The organism is Streptococcus oricebi, assembly GCF_017883985.1.
Classification (GTDB): domain Bacteria; phylum Bacillota; class Bacilli; order Lactobacillales; family Streptococcaceae; genus Streptococcus; species Streptococcus oricebi.
This window is the reverse complement of the sequence record NZ_PRDG01000005.1, coordinates 81,845-98,301: the sequence shown is the minus strand read 5'-3', so window position 1 is coordinate 98,301 and position 16,457 is coordinate 81,845. Positions and strand designations below refer to the sequence as shown.

Genomic DNA, 16,457 nt, shown 5'->3' with positions numbered 1-16,457 from the left:
TTGCAACTGTTGCAGTTAGCTAACATTTATGAAACATGGAGAAGTAAGCAAAAGTCACTTGGACAGAGTCCAAGTGACTTTTGCAAGATAAGAGCAGAACAGTAAACTTTAACTTACCCTATAAAGAGGGTGCTGAACCGCACTATTGGTATCCTCCCCGATATAGATACGGTCTTGTCCCCTATCCTCATCTGATAGGAATTTAACATTAGCTGGAACAGAGGGCGGTCAAAGAAAGAAGCTTGTATAATTTCATCGTGATTACCTCGGCTGTTTTAATAACGAACTGTTAGTCTACCTTATAATAAGGGTGGGCAACATTATCTGCCAAACTCGAACCTACATAAATTCTATCTTTTTCTGTACTCTGCTCAGAATAATAAATAGTTCCTGCAGGAATCATATATATCGGCGCCCCTCCAATAGTGGCTTCTGTCGGAACCAGACCTGCAGACAACTTATCTCCCTCATATAATGCAATATCGCGAAGCTCGTAATTAGAAGTCGTCCCATTTGATACAAAACCACTAGAATCAAAAACAAGTGTTTCACCTCGGTCATTCCGCCAAGTCCCAGCTACACTAGAGAAGTCCCCATTGATGATGGCTGTAAGATTCATCTTTCCTTGAGCGCTACCGGCCTGTTGGCTAGTCTCTGTCCCCTTGCTTTCAGTTGGCGCTGTTGAGGCTGATGAGCTGGCCTCAGGCTGACTTGACCCAGCCTGACTGCTGGCACTAGCATTATTCTTCTGACTGCTAGCTTGGCTAGTGGACTGACTGGTCTGACTAGTCTTGGAAGAACTAGAGCTTGTTTCAGTCTTTTCCTTTTTACCGCATGCTCCTAAAAACAAGCAGGAACAGAGGACGGTCAAAGAAAGAAGTTTGTATAATTTCATCATGATTACCTCATTTTTATTTATTTTATGGTTATTATAGCCTATCGTTGAAACTTTGTCAACACATTTCTGTAACATTTGTAATATTTTTGTAACTTTTTTATTTTTACAATCAAAAGGTCTAATAGCTTTATAATTCAAACTTTATCAATTTTTTTATATTTGCTTTACCTAATATTCCATTTTTTACTTAATATTTATTTCAAAAAAACAAGAAAAGGTTACAAAACGATAACAAGAAATTCTGATTTAGAATATGCAAAAATATCGGATAAAAAACAAAAAAGTCGGCAACAAGAACCGACTTTTTTTTCTTTTATTCTTCTGTTACGAACTGGCTTAAAATCCCGTTGACAAATCTGGCAGACTTGTCATCAGAGAACTTTTTAGTCAGCTCAATCGCTTCATTGACTGCGACAATCTGAGGGGTTCCCTCGTAGTCCAGGAGTTCATAGAGGCCCAGACGAAGGATGTTTTTTTCCACCAGGGTCAAACGCTCCAAGGTCCAGCCAGTCTTGAGGTGCTGGCCTATCTTTTGGTCCAGTTCAGCCTTGGATTGGCGGACCCCCTGAACGAGCTCCAGGAGAAAGAGAGGGAGTTCCTCTAGTTCCTGCTCTTCTCGGTCGTGGAGATAGGCAAAACGACAAGCTTCTACTAAATCCCCGTCATATTCCAGGCTCATCAAGGCCTGAAAGGCCCGCTCGCGCAGGTCACGTCTGGAATCTACAAATACCTTACTCATTGAGGAAATCCTCGTCAAATAGGTCCTTCAAATCTGGTTTTGGTGTTTTTTCAGGGACAATGCCGACAACATGGACATTGACTGCTGATAGGAGGACGTCTGCCATATCATTAACAGCGCTCTTGACCGCCTTTTGAATGGCTACCGCTACGCTTGGCACGGCCACGCCATACTCCAAGTAGAGATAGATGTCCACTAAAAGGTCGCTATCATTATCACTATGAAGGTAGACACCTCGGCTTAGCGAACGCTTGGCCAGACTATCTGATACACTTTTATTAGCTAAAGAATGGACACCGTCAACCTTTGCAGTCGCAATCGCAATAATTTTTTCTAAAACGCGCGGTGCAATGACGATTTCACCTAATTGTTCAGTTGCCATAGATTTTCCTTTCTGACTAAGCGCGAGAAACGTAAGTTCCCTCTTGTGTATTGATAACTAATTTTTGGCCGATTTCGATAAAGTCTGGAACGTTCACTACCAGGCCAGTTTCCAAGGTAGCTGGCTTACCAGAGCCGGTAACAGTCGCTCCCTTGATAGATGGTTGGGTATCTGTAACAGTCAGTTCAACCGTAGTTGGAACAGTTACCCCAATCACTTCGTCTCCGTAGAATTGGATTTTTACTTCCGAATTTTCCAGGATAAACTTCAACTCTTCTGCTACATTTGCAGTTGGAATCTCATACTGGTCAAAGGATTCTGTATCCATAAAGTAGGCTGTGTCATCCATTTGGTAAAGATAAGTAGCCACCCGACTCTCGATAATAGCTTGGTCAAACTTTTCTTCTGGACGATAGGTTGTATCAAAGGTTGAACCAGTCCGTACGTCACGCAATTTCATCCGCATGACTGTATTTCCCTTTCCTGGCTTGTGGTGGTTGGCCTCCAATACGCGGAGCAGTTTTCCATCTGGTGTTTCAAAAGTCATACCAGCTTTTAATTTACTTGCATCTACCATGCTTTTCTTACCTCTTTTAAAAATAGTTTTCGTTTAATTGTATCACAAATCAAGGATTTTCTCAAATTTTTCAGGGGAAAAAGCAGGAGGAAAAGCCTGAAATCAGTCTACCAAAACAATGATATCTTCAAACACTATAATGAAAAAGTAGATAAAATAAAATAGAGGCTCGAAAACCGTCAGCTTTAGCTCCTTTCTCTCGTCTGCGAGCATAAGAAAAGGCTTGAAATCAAGGTTGATTTCAAGCTTTTTTTCGTCTGGGAGTGATTGTCCCCCCCTATTTTATTTAACAACAATCAATTCTTTGGGGGCCAGGGTCAGGACTTGGCAGCCGGTCTCTGTGATGAGGAGGTCGTCCTCAATGCGGACGCCTGAATTTTGTCCCTCAATATAGATACCTGGCTCATCCGTCAGGACCATACCAGCCTGGATAACTTCCTTAGAAGTCTGGCTAAAGTAAGGCTCCTCATGAATGTCAAGACCGATTCCATGACCAATTCCATGACTAAAGTAGGGACCATAGCCTGCTGCCTCGATGATGTCGCGCGGAATTTTGTCAAAGTCACGGAAGGAAAGACCTGCACGCGCCGCCTCAATCAAGGCCTGATTGGCCTTAAGGACTGTCTGGTAAATTTCCTCTTGCTGGTCATTGACACTACCGATATAGACCGTCCGAGTCATATCGCTGACATAGTGCTGGTAAAGACAGCCAAAATCGAGGGTCAGGGTATCTCCAAGCTCAAGCTGCTTTTGACTAGGGACAGCATGGGGCATGGAGGTCCTATCTCCACTGGCTGCAATGATGTCAAAGGAGACTCCAGAAGCTCCTAGCTCCCGCATCCGAAAGTCCAGGAAAGTCGCAATCTCAAGCTCTGTCTTACCTGGCTTGATAAAGTCTAGAACATCCAGGAAGGCCTGGTCGGAAATCTGGCAAGCCTGCTTAATGGTCGCTACTTCTTCTTCATCCTTAATCCAGCGAAGTTCCTCGACAAAGTTGGTCAAAGGAGTCAACTCTGCCCCAGCAAAGGCCTGGCTGAGGCGTTTATAGTAGGCAAAGGAAATCTCACTTTCAAAACCAATTTTTTGGAGCTGTTCTTCCTTGATGATTTTGGCTGCTTCGCCTAGCTCATCTCGGGTGATAATAATTTCAAAGTCCTTGACCGTCTCATGGGCGTGGACCTGATAGCGGGCATCGGTAAAGAGGATGAGGCGCTTGTGGCTGATAAAGACGGTAGCATTTGAACCCCAAAAACCGGTCAAATAATAGACATTTTTTAGATTGTTAATCAAAACTCCGTCTAACTGGGCTGCGGTTAGCTTACTTAAAAATTTTTCTAGGCGTTTATTCATCTAATTTTCCTTTCAAATAGTGGCCAGTATAGCTGGCTGGATTGGCGGCTACTTCTTCTGGGCTCCCAGTGGCGATAATGGTTCCTCCGCCAACTCCCCCTTCTGGCCCCAAGTCAATGATATGGTCGGCAGTCTTGATAACATCGAGATTGTGCTCGATGACTAGGACAGTATTACCATCATCAACAAAACGTTCCAAAACCTTGAGGAGCTTGGCAATATCCTCGCTATGAAGGCCCGTCGTTGGTTCATCTAAAATATAGAAACTTTTACCAGTCGAGCGCTTATGGAGCTCACTAGCTAGCTTCATCCGCTGGGCCTCTCCTCCTGAGAGGGTCGTGGCTGGCTGGCCTAGGGTCACATAGCCCAGACCAACATCCTTGATGGTTTGGAGTTTGCGCTGGATTTTGGGAATATGCTGGAAGAAGTCCACTGCATCATTGACCGTCATATCCAGGACCTGAGAAATATTTTTTTCCTTATAGTGGACCTCTAGGGTTTCGCTATTATAGCGGGTGCCATGACAGACCTCGCAGGCCACATAAACATCGGGTAGGAAGTGCATCTCAATCTTGATAATTCCGTCACCCGAGCAGGCCTCACAACGGCCTCCCTTGACATTAAAGCTAAAGCGCCCTTTTTTGTAACCGCGAATCTTGGCCTCATTGGTCTTGGCAAAGAGGTCTCTTATATCATCAAAGACCCCGGTATAGGTGGCAGGATTGGAGCGAGGGGTCCGACCAATCGGACTCTGGTCAATATCAATCAGACGGTCCACATGCTCAATCCCTGAAATGCTCTTGTACTTACCTGGCTTGTCACTGTTGCGATTGAGTTTTTGGGCCAGGGCTTTTTTCAAAATGGAGTTGACCAAAGTAGACTTGCCCGAGCCGGAAACCCCGGTCACAGCAAGGAACTTGCCTAGGGGAAAGCGGACGGTCAGATCTTTTAGATTGTGCTCACTGGCCCCCTTAATCTCGATAAAACGCCCATTACCCAAGCGGCGTTCTAGGGGAACTTCAATCTTGCGCTTACCAGCTAGATACTGGCCGGTGATGGACTTTCTATTTTTAGCAACCTGCTTGGGGGTGCCACTAGCGACAATTTCGCCGCCAAAGACCCCAGCGCCGGGCCCGACATCAATCAGCCAGTCAGCCTCGCGCATGGTGTCCTCATCGTGCTCCACCACTATCAAGGTATTACCCAAATCTCGCATCTTCTTAAGGCTGGCAATCAGGCGGTCATTGTCCCGCTGGTGGAGCCCAATCGAGGGCTCATCCAGAATATAGAGGACCCCGGAAAGGTTGGATCCAATCTGGGTCGCTAGGCGAATCCGCTGGCTCTCCCCGCCTGACAAGGTCCCGGCTGAACGTGACAGGGTCAGGTAGTTGAGGCCGACATTATTGAGAAAGGTCAAGCGGTCTCTGATTTCCTTGATGATGGGACGGGCAATTTGACTTTCATTGGCAGACAGACTGAGCTGGTCAATCTGACTCAAGTGATCAGCAATAGACAGATCAGATAGCTGGCCGATATGTAGGCCGCCTTCTCCCCCTACTCGAACAGACAAGGCTTGGGGATTGAGACGGTAGCCATGACAGGAAGCACAGGTCAGCTCATTCATATAAGAGCGCATTTGCGTCCGCGTAAAGTCACTATTGGTCTCATGGAAGCGACGGTTGATGTTGCTTGCGACCCCCTCAAAGGGAATATCAATATCTCTGACCCCGCCAAATTCATTTTCATAGTGAAAATGGAACTCTCGCCCTTGCGAGCCAAAGAAAATCAAATCTTTTTCTTCTGGGCTCAAATCCTCAAAAGGCTGGTCCATATCCAGGCCAAACTCCTGCATGGCCTGCTCTAGCATCTGCGGATAGTAGTTGGAAGAGATAGGATTCCAGGGAGCTAGGGCTCCTTCTCTTAAGGTCTTGCTGGCATCTGGCACCACTAGGTCCAGGTCCACCTCCAGCTTGATTCCCAGGCCGTCACAGTCTGGACAAGAACCAAAGGGAGCATTGAAGGAGAAGAGGCGGGGCTCTAGTTCAGGCACTGTGAAACCACAGACCGGGCAGGCATAGTGTTCTGAAAAGAGCAGTTCCTTGTCGTCCATGGTATCAATGACCACATAACCTTCAGCCAGCCTTAGGGCAGCCTCAATAGAGTCAAAGAGCCGGCTCCTGACCCCCTCCTTGATAATGATTCGGTCCACAACCACCTCAATATCATGCTTCTTGCTCTTGGAGAGCTCCGGCACCTCGCTGACATCATGGATGTCCCCATCCACTCGGACTCGGACATAACCGTCCTTTTGAATCTTCTCAAAAATGGTCTTGTGCTGGCCTTTTTTCTTGCGCACAATGGGGGCGAGTATCTGCAAACGTTGGCGCTCTGGCAACTCTAAGACCTTGTCCACGATTTGCTCGACAGAAGAGGCCGTAATCGCCCCGTGGCCATTGATACAGTAGGGCGTCCCGACTCGAGCATAGAGGAGCCTCAGGTAGTCATTGATTTCTGTGGCCGTCCCCACTGTTGAGCGGGGATTTTTACTGGTCGTCTTTTGGTCAATGGAAATGGCTGGACTGAGCCCGTCAATAGAGTCCACATCCGGCTTTTCCATATTTCCTAAAAATTGCCGAGCATAGGCGGATAGGCTCTCCACATAGCGCCGTTGCCCTTCGGCATAGAGGGTGTCAAAGGCTAGGCTGGACTTGCCCGAGCCAGATAGGCCCGTCACTACTACCAGCTTGTCGCGGGGAATAGTGACATCAATATTTTTTAAATTATGGGCTCTAGCCCCATGAATAACGATTTTATCTTGCATACTACCACACTTTATCTATATACTTCTTTCCATTATAACAAAAATTTCTGCATTCTTTTGCCCAAAAACTTAGAATTTTATAGTATAATGGGTAAGTGCCTAAAAAGCTAGAAGCCGAGTCTTGGCAGTAGCCAGACCCGCCCTAGTTTAAGCAAAATTACTACTCAGAAGGAGGAAAGCATGAAGCAGGTATTTCTATCTACTACGACAGAATTTAAAGAAATTGAGAATCTCGAGTCGGGTACCTGGATCAATCTCGTCAACCCCTCCCAGAGTGAATCCTTAGAAATCGCCAATGCCTACAATATCGACATCAGCGATTTGCGGGCCCCGCTCGATGCCGAGGAGATGTCGCGGGTGACCATTGAGGACGAATACACCCTCATCATCGTGGACGTGCCCATCACCGAGGAGAGAAATAACAAGATTTACTATGTCACCATTCCCTTGGGGATTATCCTGACTGAGGACGCCATTATTACCACCTGTCTGGAAAAGCTGCCTCTGCTAGATACCTTCATCAACCGGCGGCTACGTAATTTCTATACCTTTATGAAATCACGCTTTATCTTTCAAATCCTCTATCGCAATGCCGAGCTCTATCTGACCGCGCTTCGCTCGATTGACCGCAAGAGTGAGCAGATTGAAATCCGCCTGCACCAAGCGACCCGTAACGAAGAATTGATTGAACTCATGGAGTTGGAAAAGACCATTGTCTACTTCAAGGCTTCGCTCAAGACTAATGAGCGTGTGATTAAAAAACTAACCAGCTCAACCAGTAATATCAAGAAATACTTGGAAGATGAGGACCTGCTAGAAGATACCCTAATTGAAACCCAGCAGGCTATCGAGATGGCCGACATTTACGGCAACGTCCTGCGGGGCATGACCGATACCTTCGCCTCAATCATTTCCAACAACCAGAACAACATCATGAAAACCCTGGCCCTGGTAACTATTGTCATGTCCATTCCGACCATGATTTTCTCGGCCTATGGTATGAACTTTAAAAATAATGACTTGCCCCTCAATGGCGAGCCTCATGCCTTCTGGTTGATTATCTTTATCGCCTTTGCCATGAGCCTATCGCTCATCATCTATCTCATTCACAAAAAATGGTTTTAAACCCAAGGAGCAGCTATGTCACACCTTTCTTTAGATCAATTAAGTAAGAAAAATCAAGAATTTATCCGCATCGCCACCCACCAACTCATCAAGGACGGTAAGACCGACGAGGAGGTCAAGGCCCTTTTGGAAGACATCATTCCCGAAATCTTGGAAAACCAACCCAAGGGAATCACCGCCCGTAGCCTTTATGGAGCACCTAGCAGCTGGGCCAGCAATCTGACCAAGAGCCAGGAAGAAGCAGCCAAACACCCCAAGGAAAATGACAAGCCCCTGGTTATGTGGGCAGATGCCTCTCTCTTCGTCCTAGGATTTTTTGCGGCTATCAACGGGGCGACTGGCTTTTCCTCCAATGCTCCTGCGGTCTATGGTTTGACTACTCTCATTGTTGCCAGCCTGACCGGGGGCCTGGCCTTCTATGCCATGTACCACTATGTCTATCGCTTCTATGGAGCAGACCAAAAAAGCAGCAAGCGTCCGCCCCTGCTTAAGTCCTTCCTGGTTATCGGAGCAGCAACCCTCCTTTGGGCGGCCTCCTTTAGCCTGACCATGTTCCTACCACCAGTCCTCAACCTCCGCCTACCAAACCTAGTCGTACTTATCATCGGTCTAATCGCGCTGGCCCTGCATTTCTATCTCAAGAAAAAGTACAATATCAAGAGCACCATGCAGTCCGCACCAAGACGGTAAGAATAAGCAAAAAAGAAGCCTCGGAGCTTCTTTTTATTATTCTAAAAAGCGAATTTTTGAAAATTGTCGATAGATAAAGACCAAAACCACAAGCAGACAGAAGCCTACTAGCCAGAGACTAGCTGTTAAAGAGAGGTCGGGCAATTCCTCTTTCTCTCCTAATAAGGCTTGCTCTATTTAACAAACTGTTGATCGAGTGGTTCTACTAGTTCATCATAAGAAGCGGAATAGTAGTCTGTTGAGAAGTGACTGATTAAATCAATAATTTTATCTCTTTCGTCTGCTAGCACTCTTTTTAATAGACTTCGACGAGCCTGCAATTCTTCAGCTTGGTTTAAAAAATCCTTCTCTTGCCAACGACAATCCTCTTCAAATTCAAATAAGCCTCTCTCCTTGGCTTTGATGGCTTCTTTCGTTACAAGTCTTTTTTCCATTCTTTAAATTCTCCTGCTAATTTCTTATCGGTTGACATTAGCTCTTCAATTCCTGCCTGAACCTGACCATCTAGGGTCTCAAAAGAGCTTGCTAAATCTTCCATCTTAGTGGTAGCAGTCTTGCTATAAGTCTGAAAATCTGAAACAATCTTATCGTAAGTCACTCCTTGGGCTGCAAATAGCGCCTCAACCTCCTCAGCTGAGAACTCCTGATAGGAGCTAAAATCAATCTTCGACCAAATCGCCTCAACTTCCTGATTATACTTATCAGCTAGACTGGCCATCTCAGTTGCTCCAAGCCGTGCTGTACTGACCATATTTGAACTTAAAATACCACCTTGCGCCGCATCTAGAAAGATTTGTTCCGATTGACTGATACCTTTTGACGCCCACTTCTTTTTTAAGTCCTTATAGGCTTCCATTTCCTTGAGTGTATAAGCATAAGGCTTAAAGACGCCTGTCGCTAAGACCTGACCGCCTTTTTTATCAAGGACCTGACCGGTTTTTTTATCAAATTTCCAATCTTCTACCTTGTGACTCTTGCCTTCAACCCAATAAATCGTCCCATAACCAAGACTAGGAATACCTGTCACTCCCATTGTTAGCTCTGGGCGATTCAAATCATTATAGAGCACCACATCATCATTTGTCTTACGGTAATCAATAAAGAGTTCTGGGTGCTTTTTAACAAAGGCTCTCTCCTCCGCATTTAAACTATTATAAGCAAACCAAGAGTTAAAGGTAGTTGTTGGAATATGGTACTTTGCTCCCACTTTCAGCATGAAAGCTCCTTGGGAATAGCCACTCAGCTGGACAACCCTATACTTTTTATTCTCCATAAGCTCCTGGACAAAGGCATCGGCTGGTGCGTATTGAACAGAGCCATTGGTCATCCCTGATGTCATAGCCGTCCAAAAGTCTCGCGATACTGTCCCCCAAGGAGTTGAGAGAGCAGCATTTTCTTTGCTATCGGGGTCTGTCCCCGCAGCAATGACTGCCACACTCTTATAGTCAGGCTTACCATTAACAATGGGCGCGACTGCTAGTCCATCAAAACCTGTTGCCTTGTCTGTTTTGGTAGCGACGACACGAAAATCTTGGCCGTCAATCGTTAAGGTGTTGGTTTCGCCTTTCTTTAATTTACTGTCAGGCTTCGCTACAACAATACTTGTTCTATTTTCTTTTCTTGTTGCAAAATTAGGGTTCACACTATATACATTTTCTTTTTGATTTAGCTCGTTTAGTTGCTTGTCTGTGTAAACATAAGTCATTATTGTTCTCCTTTTTTACCGCTTGAATAAATAACTACCACATATTTTGTAGTAACTCCTTTTCTGGCATTCAGGAAAGCTTCAACTTTTTCATCTTGTTCATTATAAACACCTATTCTAATTTCCTTGCTTTTTAAATCATAAGCCATTTCATGTTGTACACTTTCATTATTAGAAAATATAATTTTTACGTCTGCTCCCCAACTATCTGATGGTTTTGAAGAATATACTGGGTAACTTATTCTTATCTCCTCAATCCCCGAATAGGAATTTTTCAGCGCTTTGACAAGGCTGACTTCGTATTTACGATTACGCTTTAAAGCTTGTTTTTCATCTTCTTTGACTTTATTCTGCCACATAACAAACCCTCCTATGATAAGGGCTATTAAAACAAGGGGAACGATAATCAACCAAATTTTCTTAGATTTCATCTGACTAACTCCTTTTTTGCTATTATACTATGATTTTGAACCAAAATCACACTAGAAGAGCAACAAGGGCGCGACTGCTAAGCCTTGAAAACCTGTGTTTTTGTCATTTTTCGTTGCTATAACCTCAAATTTTTGATTTCCAGAAGTAACAATATTTGTTTCTTTCATGTCTTGAGATGAGTGGTTTCTATTTGGATTTTCTGTTACTATTTCATAACCGTTTCGTTTCGCATAATCTGGATCAACACTGTAAACATTCTTGTAGCGATTAAGATGATTTAATTGTTTATCTGTATAGATATAAGTCATCACTGTGCTCCTTTTTTCTTATCTGAATAATGAATAGCTATACTATTAGTAGTCTTACCCTTTCGACTACTTAAAAAATCATCTTGTTCATATGTTTTTGAACCATTATAGTTTTGTTTTTCATCTAGACTATGTCCTATTCTATATTTTATTTTTTTGTTGTCTGTAAATAACATCTCCACATCACAAGACCATGAACCCGGCGGATAAGTATAGTTCGGTTTTGTTATTCTTATTTCCTCAATCCCTGCATAGGAATTTTTCAGCGCTTTGACAAGGCTGACCTCATACTTACGATTGCGCTTTAAAGCTTGCTCTTTATCTTCTTTGACTTTATTCTGCCACATAAGCAATCCTCCTATGATAAGGGCTATTAAAACAAGGGGAACTATAATCAACCAAATTTTTTTAGATTTCATCTGACCAACTCCTTTTCTATCATTATATCATTTTTGCGGGGATAAACGACATAAAAGTCTGATTTTTCTGACAATTTATAACACCAAAAAGAGACCTCGCGGTCTCTTTTTTAGTCTTCGTTTACGAAAGGCAGCAAAGCCATTACGCGAGCGCGTTTGATAGCTGTTGTTACTTTACGTTGGTTCTTAGCTGAAGTTCCAGTTACACGACGAGGAAGGATTTTCCCACGTTCTGAAATAAAACGGCTAAGCAATTCTGTATCTTTGTAATCAACGTATTCAATCTTATTTGCTGCGATATAATCAACTTTTTTACGGCGTTTAAATCCGCCACGACGTTGTTGAGCCATGTTTATTCTCCTTATATTTTTATTGGTCCATTAGAATGGTAGGTCGTCATCTGAGATGTCCATGGGATTGGTATTACCAAAAGGACTCTCATCACGAGAAAAGTTTGGTACTTGATTAGACGATTCTGACTGACCAAAGCCTGAGTTGCCGTTGCCTGAAAATCCACCTGGATTGTAAGCGCCAGACTGACCCTCACGGCTGGAGCGACTTTCCAACATTTGGAAATTGTCCGCCACCACTTCGGTCACATAGACTCGCTGACCTTGCTGATTCTCGTAGTTACGGGTTTGAATCCGGCCTGTAATCCCAATCAAGGCACCTTTTTTAGCCCAGTTGGCTAGGTTTTCTGCCTGCTGGCGCCACATAACCACGTTGATAAAATCAGCCTCGCGTTCGCCATTCTGATTTTTGAAATTGCGGTTAACAGCCAGAGTAAAGGTTGCTACCGCTTGATTTTGCGGGGTATAGCGCAATTCGGCATCCCGGGTCATCCGACCTACAAGTACAACATTATTAATCATAGTATACCTTCTTATGCGTCAATTTTGACGATCATGTGACGAAGAATGTCAGCATTGATTTTAGAAAGACGGTCAAACTCTTTAAGAGCTGCATCGTCAGCTGCTTCAAGGGTAACGATACGGTAAAGTCCTTCACGGAAATCTTGGATTTCGTAGGCAAGACGGCGTTTTTCCCAGTCTTTTGATTCAACGATAGTTGCACCGTTGTCAGTCAAGATAGAGTCAAAACGTGTTACCAAAGCAGTTTTTGTTTCTTCCTCAATGTTTGGACGAATAATATAAAGAATTTCGTATTTAGCCATTGATTTTTCCTCCTTTTGGTCTAATGACTCGTGGTCTCTTGCCACGAGTAAGTGAGGTTTGCTCACAAACATATATTATACAAGATTCCAAGAAAAATAGCAAGAAAAAGCAGAAAAACTTTCTCTTGCAAAGTTGGAATCATGGAAGGCAAGCCTGGGGACTAGACCTACTAAAAACCAGCTCCATCTTTCAGGGGCTGGTTATTCGCTGAGACTAAGCCAGGATTCTTCCTTGGTCTACGACCAATTTTCCTGCCTTATAGACCTGGTGGGTCAGGTTGGTTGCAAAGAAGTAGAGGGGATAGTCGATATTTTTAGCGTCTAAAATGGTGATGTCAGCGACCTTGCCTGGGTCAAAGCTACCGATTTTATCGGCACGATCGACTGAATAGGCTGCATTGATGGTGACTGCATTGAGGACCTCTACCGGGGTCAGACCCATCATAAAGCAGCCCAACTGCATGACAAATTGGAGATTGGCTGTCGGACAGCTCCCTGGATTGCTGTCGGTGGCCAGGGTAATGGCCATACCAGACTCAATCATCTTGCGGGCTGGAGCATAGGTATCCTCCATCAGGCTAAAGGTAGTAGCAGGTAGGAGATTTCCAATCACCTGGGCTTGAGCCATCTTGGCAATCCCTGAATCGGTCGCCATCATCAGGTGCTCGGCACTGGTTGCTCCCAGCTCAGCCGCTACATCTACCCCACCTAGGGAGACAATCTCATCAGCATGAATCCGCAGTTTAAAGCCTAGTTCCTTGGCCTTGCTGAGTAGGTAGCGAGATTCCTCTGGGCTAAAGACTCCCTGTTCGCAGAAGATGTCACAGAATTCTGCTAGCTTTTCTTCCTTAACCTTAGGCAACATTTCCTCGACAATCAAATCTAGATAGTCCTGATTGCGACCCTTGTACTCTGGTGGGGTGGCATGGGCAGCCATAAAGGTGGAAACTAGGTCTAGCTGGTGATCTTTATCGAGAGCAGCCACAACATCTAATTGCCGTTTTTCTGTCTCCCAGTCCAGACCGTAACCACTCTTGGCCTCGACGGTCGTCACCCCATGTAGGAGCATATAGTCCAGGAGTTTTTTAGACTTGCTATAGAGGTTTTCAAAGGAGGCCTCCCTGGTTGCCCTAACGGTACTGAGTATTCCTCCTCCTTGGGCCAGAATATCCAGATAAGAAACACCAGCCAGCTTTTTAGCAAACTCATGCTCCCGGCTACCACCATAAACCAGGTGGGTGTGACAGTCGACAAAGCCAGGGCTAGCAATCTTGCCCTCATAGGAGCGGACTTGGGTCTCTGGTCCAATCAGGCTTGGATCAGGCTCGCCACTTCCGACCGTCAAAATCTTGCCGTCTTTGACAGCGATGTAGCCGTCCTCCAGGACTTGAGCTTCCTTCATTTCTTGACCAAACAAGGGATGGCCTGGGTCCTTGGGACAAAAGACTTGATTAAAATGAACCAATAATAAATCAGCGACCATAGAAGCATATCCTCACAATCATTTTATTTTCTTCCCTTATCTTAGTCAAAAACCGTCAAATTATGGTCAAAAGTCCCTTCTAAAAAATGCCTCCTTCTTTTTTTAGCATTTTTCCCTTTTCTTGACTCTTTATGGACGGCCATTTCATAAAATGAGAACGGAAACAATTTTGAAGCTTTATTTCATTTCAGATAGGAGGAACCTTATATGTCATATTATAGCGAAAATGAAATTGCAGCTGCAATGACCGTTAAGTTAGACGATGTGCTACCAGAAAAAACGGTCTTTCAAGAAGGTATTCGCCGAGCTCCTGACCGGGGTTTTCGTCTGAGTCAAGCCCAGACTGAAATTGCCCTAAAAAATGCTCTGCGCTATGTTCCTAAGCAATTCCACCAAGAAGTGATTCCTGAATTTTTGGAAGAATTAAAAACTCGTGGTCGGATTTATGGCTATCGTTGGCGGCCAAAAGAAAGAATCTACGGAAAACCAATTGATGAGTATAAAGGAAAATGTACAGCGGCCAAGGCTATGCAGGTCATGATTGACAATAACCTATCCTTTGAAATCGCCCTTTACCCTTATGAATTGGTCACCTATGGGGAAACTGGTCAAGTCTGCTCCAACTGGATGCAGTACCAACTCATCAAGAAATACTTGGAAGTGATGACCGAAGACCAAACCTTGGTCGTTGAGTCTGGCCACCCTCTAGGTCTCTTCAAATCTAAACCAGAAGCTCCTCGGGTTATCATCACCAATGGTCTCTTAATCGGTGAATACGACAATATGGAAGACTGGGAAATCGCTGAGGAAATGGGGGTTACCAACTATGGTCAAATGACTGCTGGTGGCTGGATGTATATCGGTCCTCAAGGGATTGTCCATGGTACCTTCAATACCCTCTTAAATGCTGGCCGGCTCAAACTAGGTGTGGCCGATGACGGCGATTTGCGGGGTAAATTCTTCATTTCTTCTGGTCTGGGAGGAATGAGTGGAGCTCAAGGTAAGGCGGCAGACATTGCCAAGGCGGTCTCTATCATCGCCGAAGTGGATGAGTCCCGTATCGAAACCCGCCATTCTCAAGGCTGGATTAAGCAAGTGGCTCAAAGTCCTGAAGAAGCCCTGCAACTGGCCCAAGATGCCCTTAGCAAAAATGAGTCAACCTCTATTGCCTTCCATGGTAATATCGTTGATTTGCTGGAATATGTAGATGCTCACAATATCCATGTGGACCTCTTGTCTGACCAAACTTCCTGCCACAATGTCTACGATGGAGGCTACTGCCCAGTCGGTATCAGCTTTGCTGAGCGGACCCGCCTCTTGGCTGAAGACAAGGCAACCTTTGTCAAGCTGGTTGATGAAACCTTGCAAAGACACTTCCGCGTAGTCAAGGCCCTCACTGAAAAAGGCACCTACTTCTTCGACTATGGTAATGCCTTTATGAAGGCCATCTATGATACTGGGGTCAAGGAAATTTCTAAGAATGGGGTCGATGACAAGGACGGCTTTATCTGGCCTTCTTATGTCGAGGACATCATGGGACCTATGCTCTTTGACTACGGTTATGGACCATTCCGCTGGTGCTGCTTGAGCGGTAAGCATGAGGACTTGGTTGCAACCGACAAGGCAGCCATGGACGTGATTGACCCTAATCGTCGTTACCAAGACCGGGACAACTACAACTGGATTCGCGACGCTGAAAAGAACAAGCTGGTCGTGGGAACCGAATGTCGGATTCTCTACCAAGACTGCATGGGTCGGGTAAACATCGCCCTCAAGTTCAACGAGATGATTCGTCAAGGTAAGATTGGACCAGTCATGCTGGGACGTGACCACCATGATGTATCTGGTACCGACTCTCCATTCCGGGAAACTTCCAATATCAAGGACGGCTCAAATGTAACCTGCGATATGGCGGTCCAATGTTATGCTGGTAATGCCGCAAGGGGGATGAGCTTAGTAGCCCTCCATAATGGTGGTGGTACTGGTATCGGTAAGTCTATCAATGGTGGCTTTGGTCTGGTCCTTGACGGTAGCAAGCGGGTGGATGAAATTATCAAGTCTGCTATCGCTTGGGACACCATGGGCGGTGTAGCTCGGAGAAACTGGGCCCGCAACGAACATGCTATCGAAACAGCTATCGAGTACAACCGCATGAACCAAGGCAGCGACCACATCACCATTCCTTACCTGACCGATGAAGATCAAATCAAGGAAGCTGTCGCTAAACTCTTTGACTAAATTGATAAAAAACTTGCCGGCTCTTCTGTCAAATGAGCTTAAAAGCTGATGCTAGGAATCGACAAGTAAAAAAACTACTTAGCCTGTCAGTGGGTGGGGCTAAGTGTGATTGGCCC

Annotated in this window: 18 protein-coding genes; 3 read left to right on the top strand and 15 right to left on the bottom strand. The window is 45.0% G+C overall.

The genetic code is table 11. The annotated features are described in order from the left end of the window. Positions 1–289 precede the first annotated feature (289 nt). From C4K46_RS08610 to uvrA, 6 genes are all read right to left on the bottom strand, one after another. Positions 290–898, bottom strand: coding sequence for a DUF6287 domain-containing protein (locus C4K46_RS08610; protein WP_209628551.1), 609 nt, complete (start codon positions 896–898; stop codon positions 290–292). 313 nt (positions 899–1,211) lie between these two features. Continuing rightward, positions 1,212–1,637, bottom strand: a complete 426-nt coding sequence (nusB, locus tag C4K46_RS08605; RefSeq protein ID WP_209628549.1) for a transcription antitermination factor NusB — start codon at positions 1,635–1,637, stop codon at positions 1,212–1,214. Next, positions 1,630–2,019: an Asp23/Gls24 family envelope stress response protein gene (locus tag C4K46_RS08600; RefSeq protein WP_209628547.1), complete on the bottom strand. Its 390-nt coding sequence runs from the start codon at positions 2,017–2,019 to the stop codon at positions 1,630–1,632. The genes nusB and C4K46_RS08600 overlap by 8 nt, the downstream gene beginning before the upstream one ends. 16 nt (positions 2,020–2,035) lie before the next feature. Further along, a complete protein-coding gene (gene efp, locus C4K46_RS08595; protein ID WP_209628545.1) occupies positions 2,036–2,596 on the bottom strand; it encodes an elongation factor P in 561 nt (186 codons plus the stop codon). A 282-nt stretch (positions 2,597–2,878) separates the two neighbouring features. Continuing rightward, a complete protein-coding gene (locus C4K46_RS08590; RefSeq protein WP_209628543.1) occupies positions 2,879–3,946 on the bottom strand; it encodes a M24 family metallopeptidase in 1,068 nt (355 codons plus the stop codon). Beyond that, on the bottom strand, positions 3,939–6,767 hold the full coding sequence (gene uvrA, locus C4K46_RS08585; RefSeq protein ID WP_209628541.1) for an excinuclease ABC subunit UvrA: 2,829 nt from the start codon (positions 6,765–6,767) through the stop codon (positions 3,939–3,941). Before uvrA ends, C4K46_RS08590 begins: the two co-directional genes overlap by 8 nt. Before the next feature lie 180 nt (positions 6,768–6,947). Here uvrA and C4K46_RS08580 point away from each other — a divergent pair, with 180 nt between their 5' ends. Then, a complete protein-coding gene (locus C4K46_RS08580; protein ID WP_209628539.1) occupies positions 6,948–7,892 on the top strand; it encodes a magnesium transporter CorA family protein in 945 nt (314 codons plus the stop codon). A gap of 15 nt (positions 7,893–7,907) precedes the next feature. Further along, complete coding sequence (locus C4K46_RS08575; protein ID WP_209628537.1) at positions 7,908–8,582, top strand: DUF1129 domain-containing protein; 675 nt, start codon at positions 7,908–7,910, stop codon at positions 8,580–8,582. A 173-nt stretch (positions 8,583–8,755) separates the two neighbouring features. Here the strand turns inward: C4K46_RS08575 and C4K46_RS08570 are convergent, their stop codons facing one another. The 9 genes from C4K46_RS08570 to hutI form a co-directional block, all read right to left on the bottom strand. After that, the gene (locus C4K46_RS08570) at positions 8,756–9,016 is read right to left on the bottom strand and encodes a hypothetical protein (RefSeq protein WP_209628535.1); all 261 of its coding nucleotides are present in this window, start codon (positions 9,014–9,016) and stop codon (positions 8,756–8,758) included. Continuing rightward, positions 8,998–10,287: a hypothetical protein gene (locus tag C4K46_RS08565; RefSeq protein WP_209628533.1), complete on the bottom strand. Its 1,290-nt coding sequence runs from the start codon at positions 10,285–10,287 to the stop codon at positions 8,998–9,000. The genes C4K46_RS08570 and C4K46_RS08565 overlap by 19 nt, the downstream gene beginning before the upstream one ends. Continuing rightward, on the bottom strand, positions 10,287–10,718 hold the full coding sequence (locus C4K46_RS08560) for a hypothetical protein (protein WP_209628531.1): 432 nt from the start codon (positions 10,716–10,718) through the stop codon (positions 10,287–10,289). The genes C4K46_RS08565 and C4K46_RS08560 overlap by 1 nt, the downstream gene beginning before the upstream one ends. Positions 10,719–10,769: 51 nt before the next feature. Further along, positions 10,770–11,027 carry a hypothetical protein gene (locus C4K46_RS08555; RefSeq protein WP_209628529.1) on the bottom strand — a complete coding sequence of 86 codons (258 nt, stop codon included), beginning with the start codon at positions 11,025–11,027 and terminating at the stop codon, positions 10,770–10,772. Then, positions 11,027–11,446: a hypothetical protein gene (locus C4K46_RS08550; RefSeq protein ID WP_209628527.1), complete on the bottom strand. Its 420-nt coding sequence runs from the start codon at positions 11,444–11,446 to the stop codon at positions 11,027–11,029. The genes C4K46_RS08555 and C4K46_RS08550 overlap by 1 nt, the downstream gene beginning before the upstream one ends. A 110-nt stretch (positions 11,447–11,556) precedes the next feature. Further along, positions 11,557–11,796, bottom strand: coding sequence for a 30S ribosomal protein S18 (rpsR, locus tag C4K46_RS08545; protein ID WP_002939250.1), 240 nt, complete (start codon positions 11,794–11,796; stop codon positions 11,557–11,559). A 30-nt stretch (positions 11,797–11,826) separates the two neighbouring features. Beyond that, positions 11,827–12,318 carry a single-stranded DNA-binding protein gene (locus tag C4K46_RS08540; protein WP_209628525.1) on the bottom strand — a complete coding sequence of 164 codons (492 nt, stop codon included), beginning with the start codon at positions 12,316–12,318 and terminating at the stop codon, positions 11,827–11,829. 11 nt (positions 12,319–12,329) lie between these two features. Then, positions 12,330–12,620 (bottom strand): 30S ribosomal protein S6, encoded by a 291-nt coding sequence (rpsF, locus tag C4K46_RS08535; protein ID WP_209628523.1) that lies wholly within the window; start codon positions 12,618–12,620, stop codon positions 12,330–12,332. A gap of 214 nt (positions 12,621–12,834) precedes the next feature. Further along, positions 12,835–14,103, bottom strand: a complete 1,269-nt coding sequence (hutI, locus tag C4K46_RS08530) for an imidazolonepropionase (protein WP_209628521.1) — start codon at positions 14,101–14,103, stop codon at positions 12,835–12,837. A gap of 207 nt (positions 14,104–14,310) precedes the next feature. Between hutI and C4K46_RS08525 the strand changes: the two genes are divergently transcribed. Then, on the top strand, positions 14,311–16,341 hold the full coding sequence (locus tag C4K46_RS08525; RefSeq protein WP_209628519.1) for a urocanate hydratase: 2,031 nt from the start codon (positions 14,311–14,313) through the stop codon (positions 16,339–16,341). Positions 16,342–16,457: the final 116 nt, after the last annotated feature.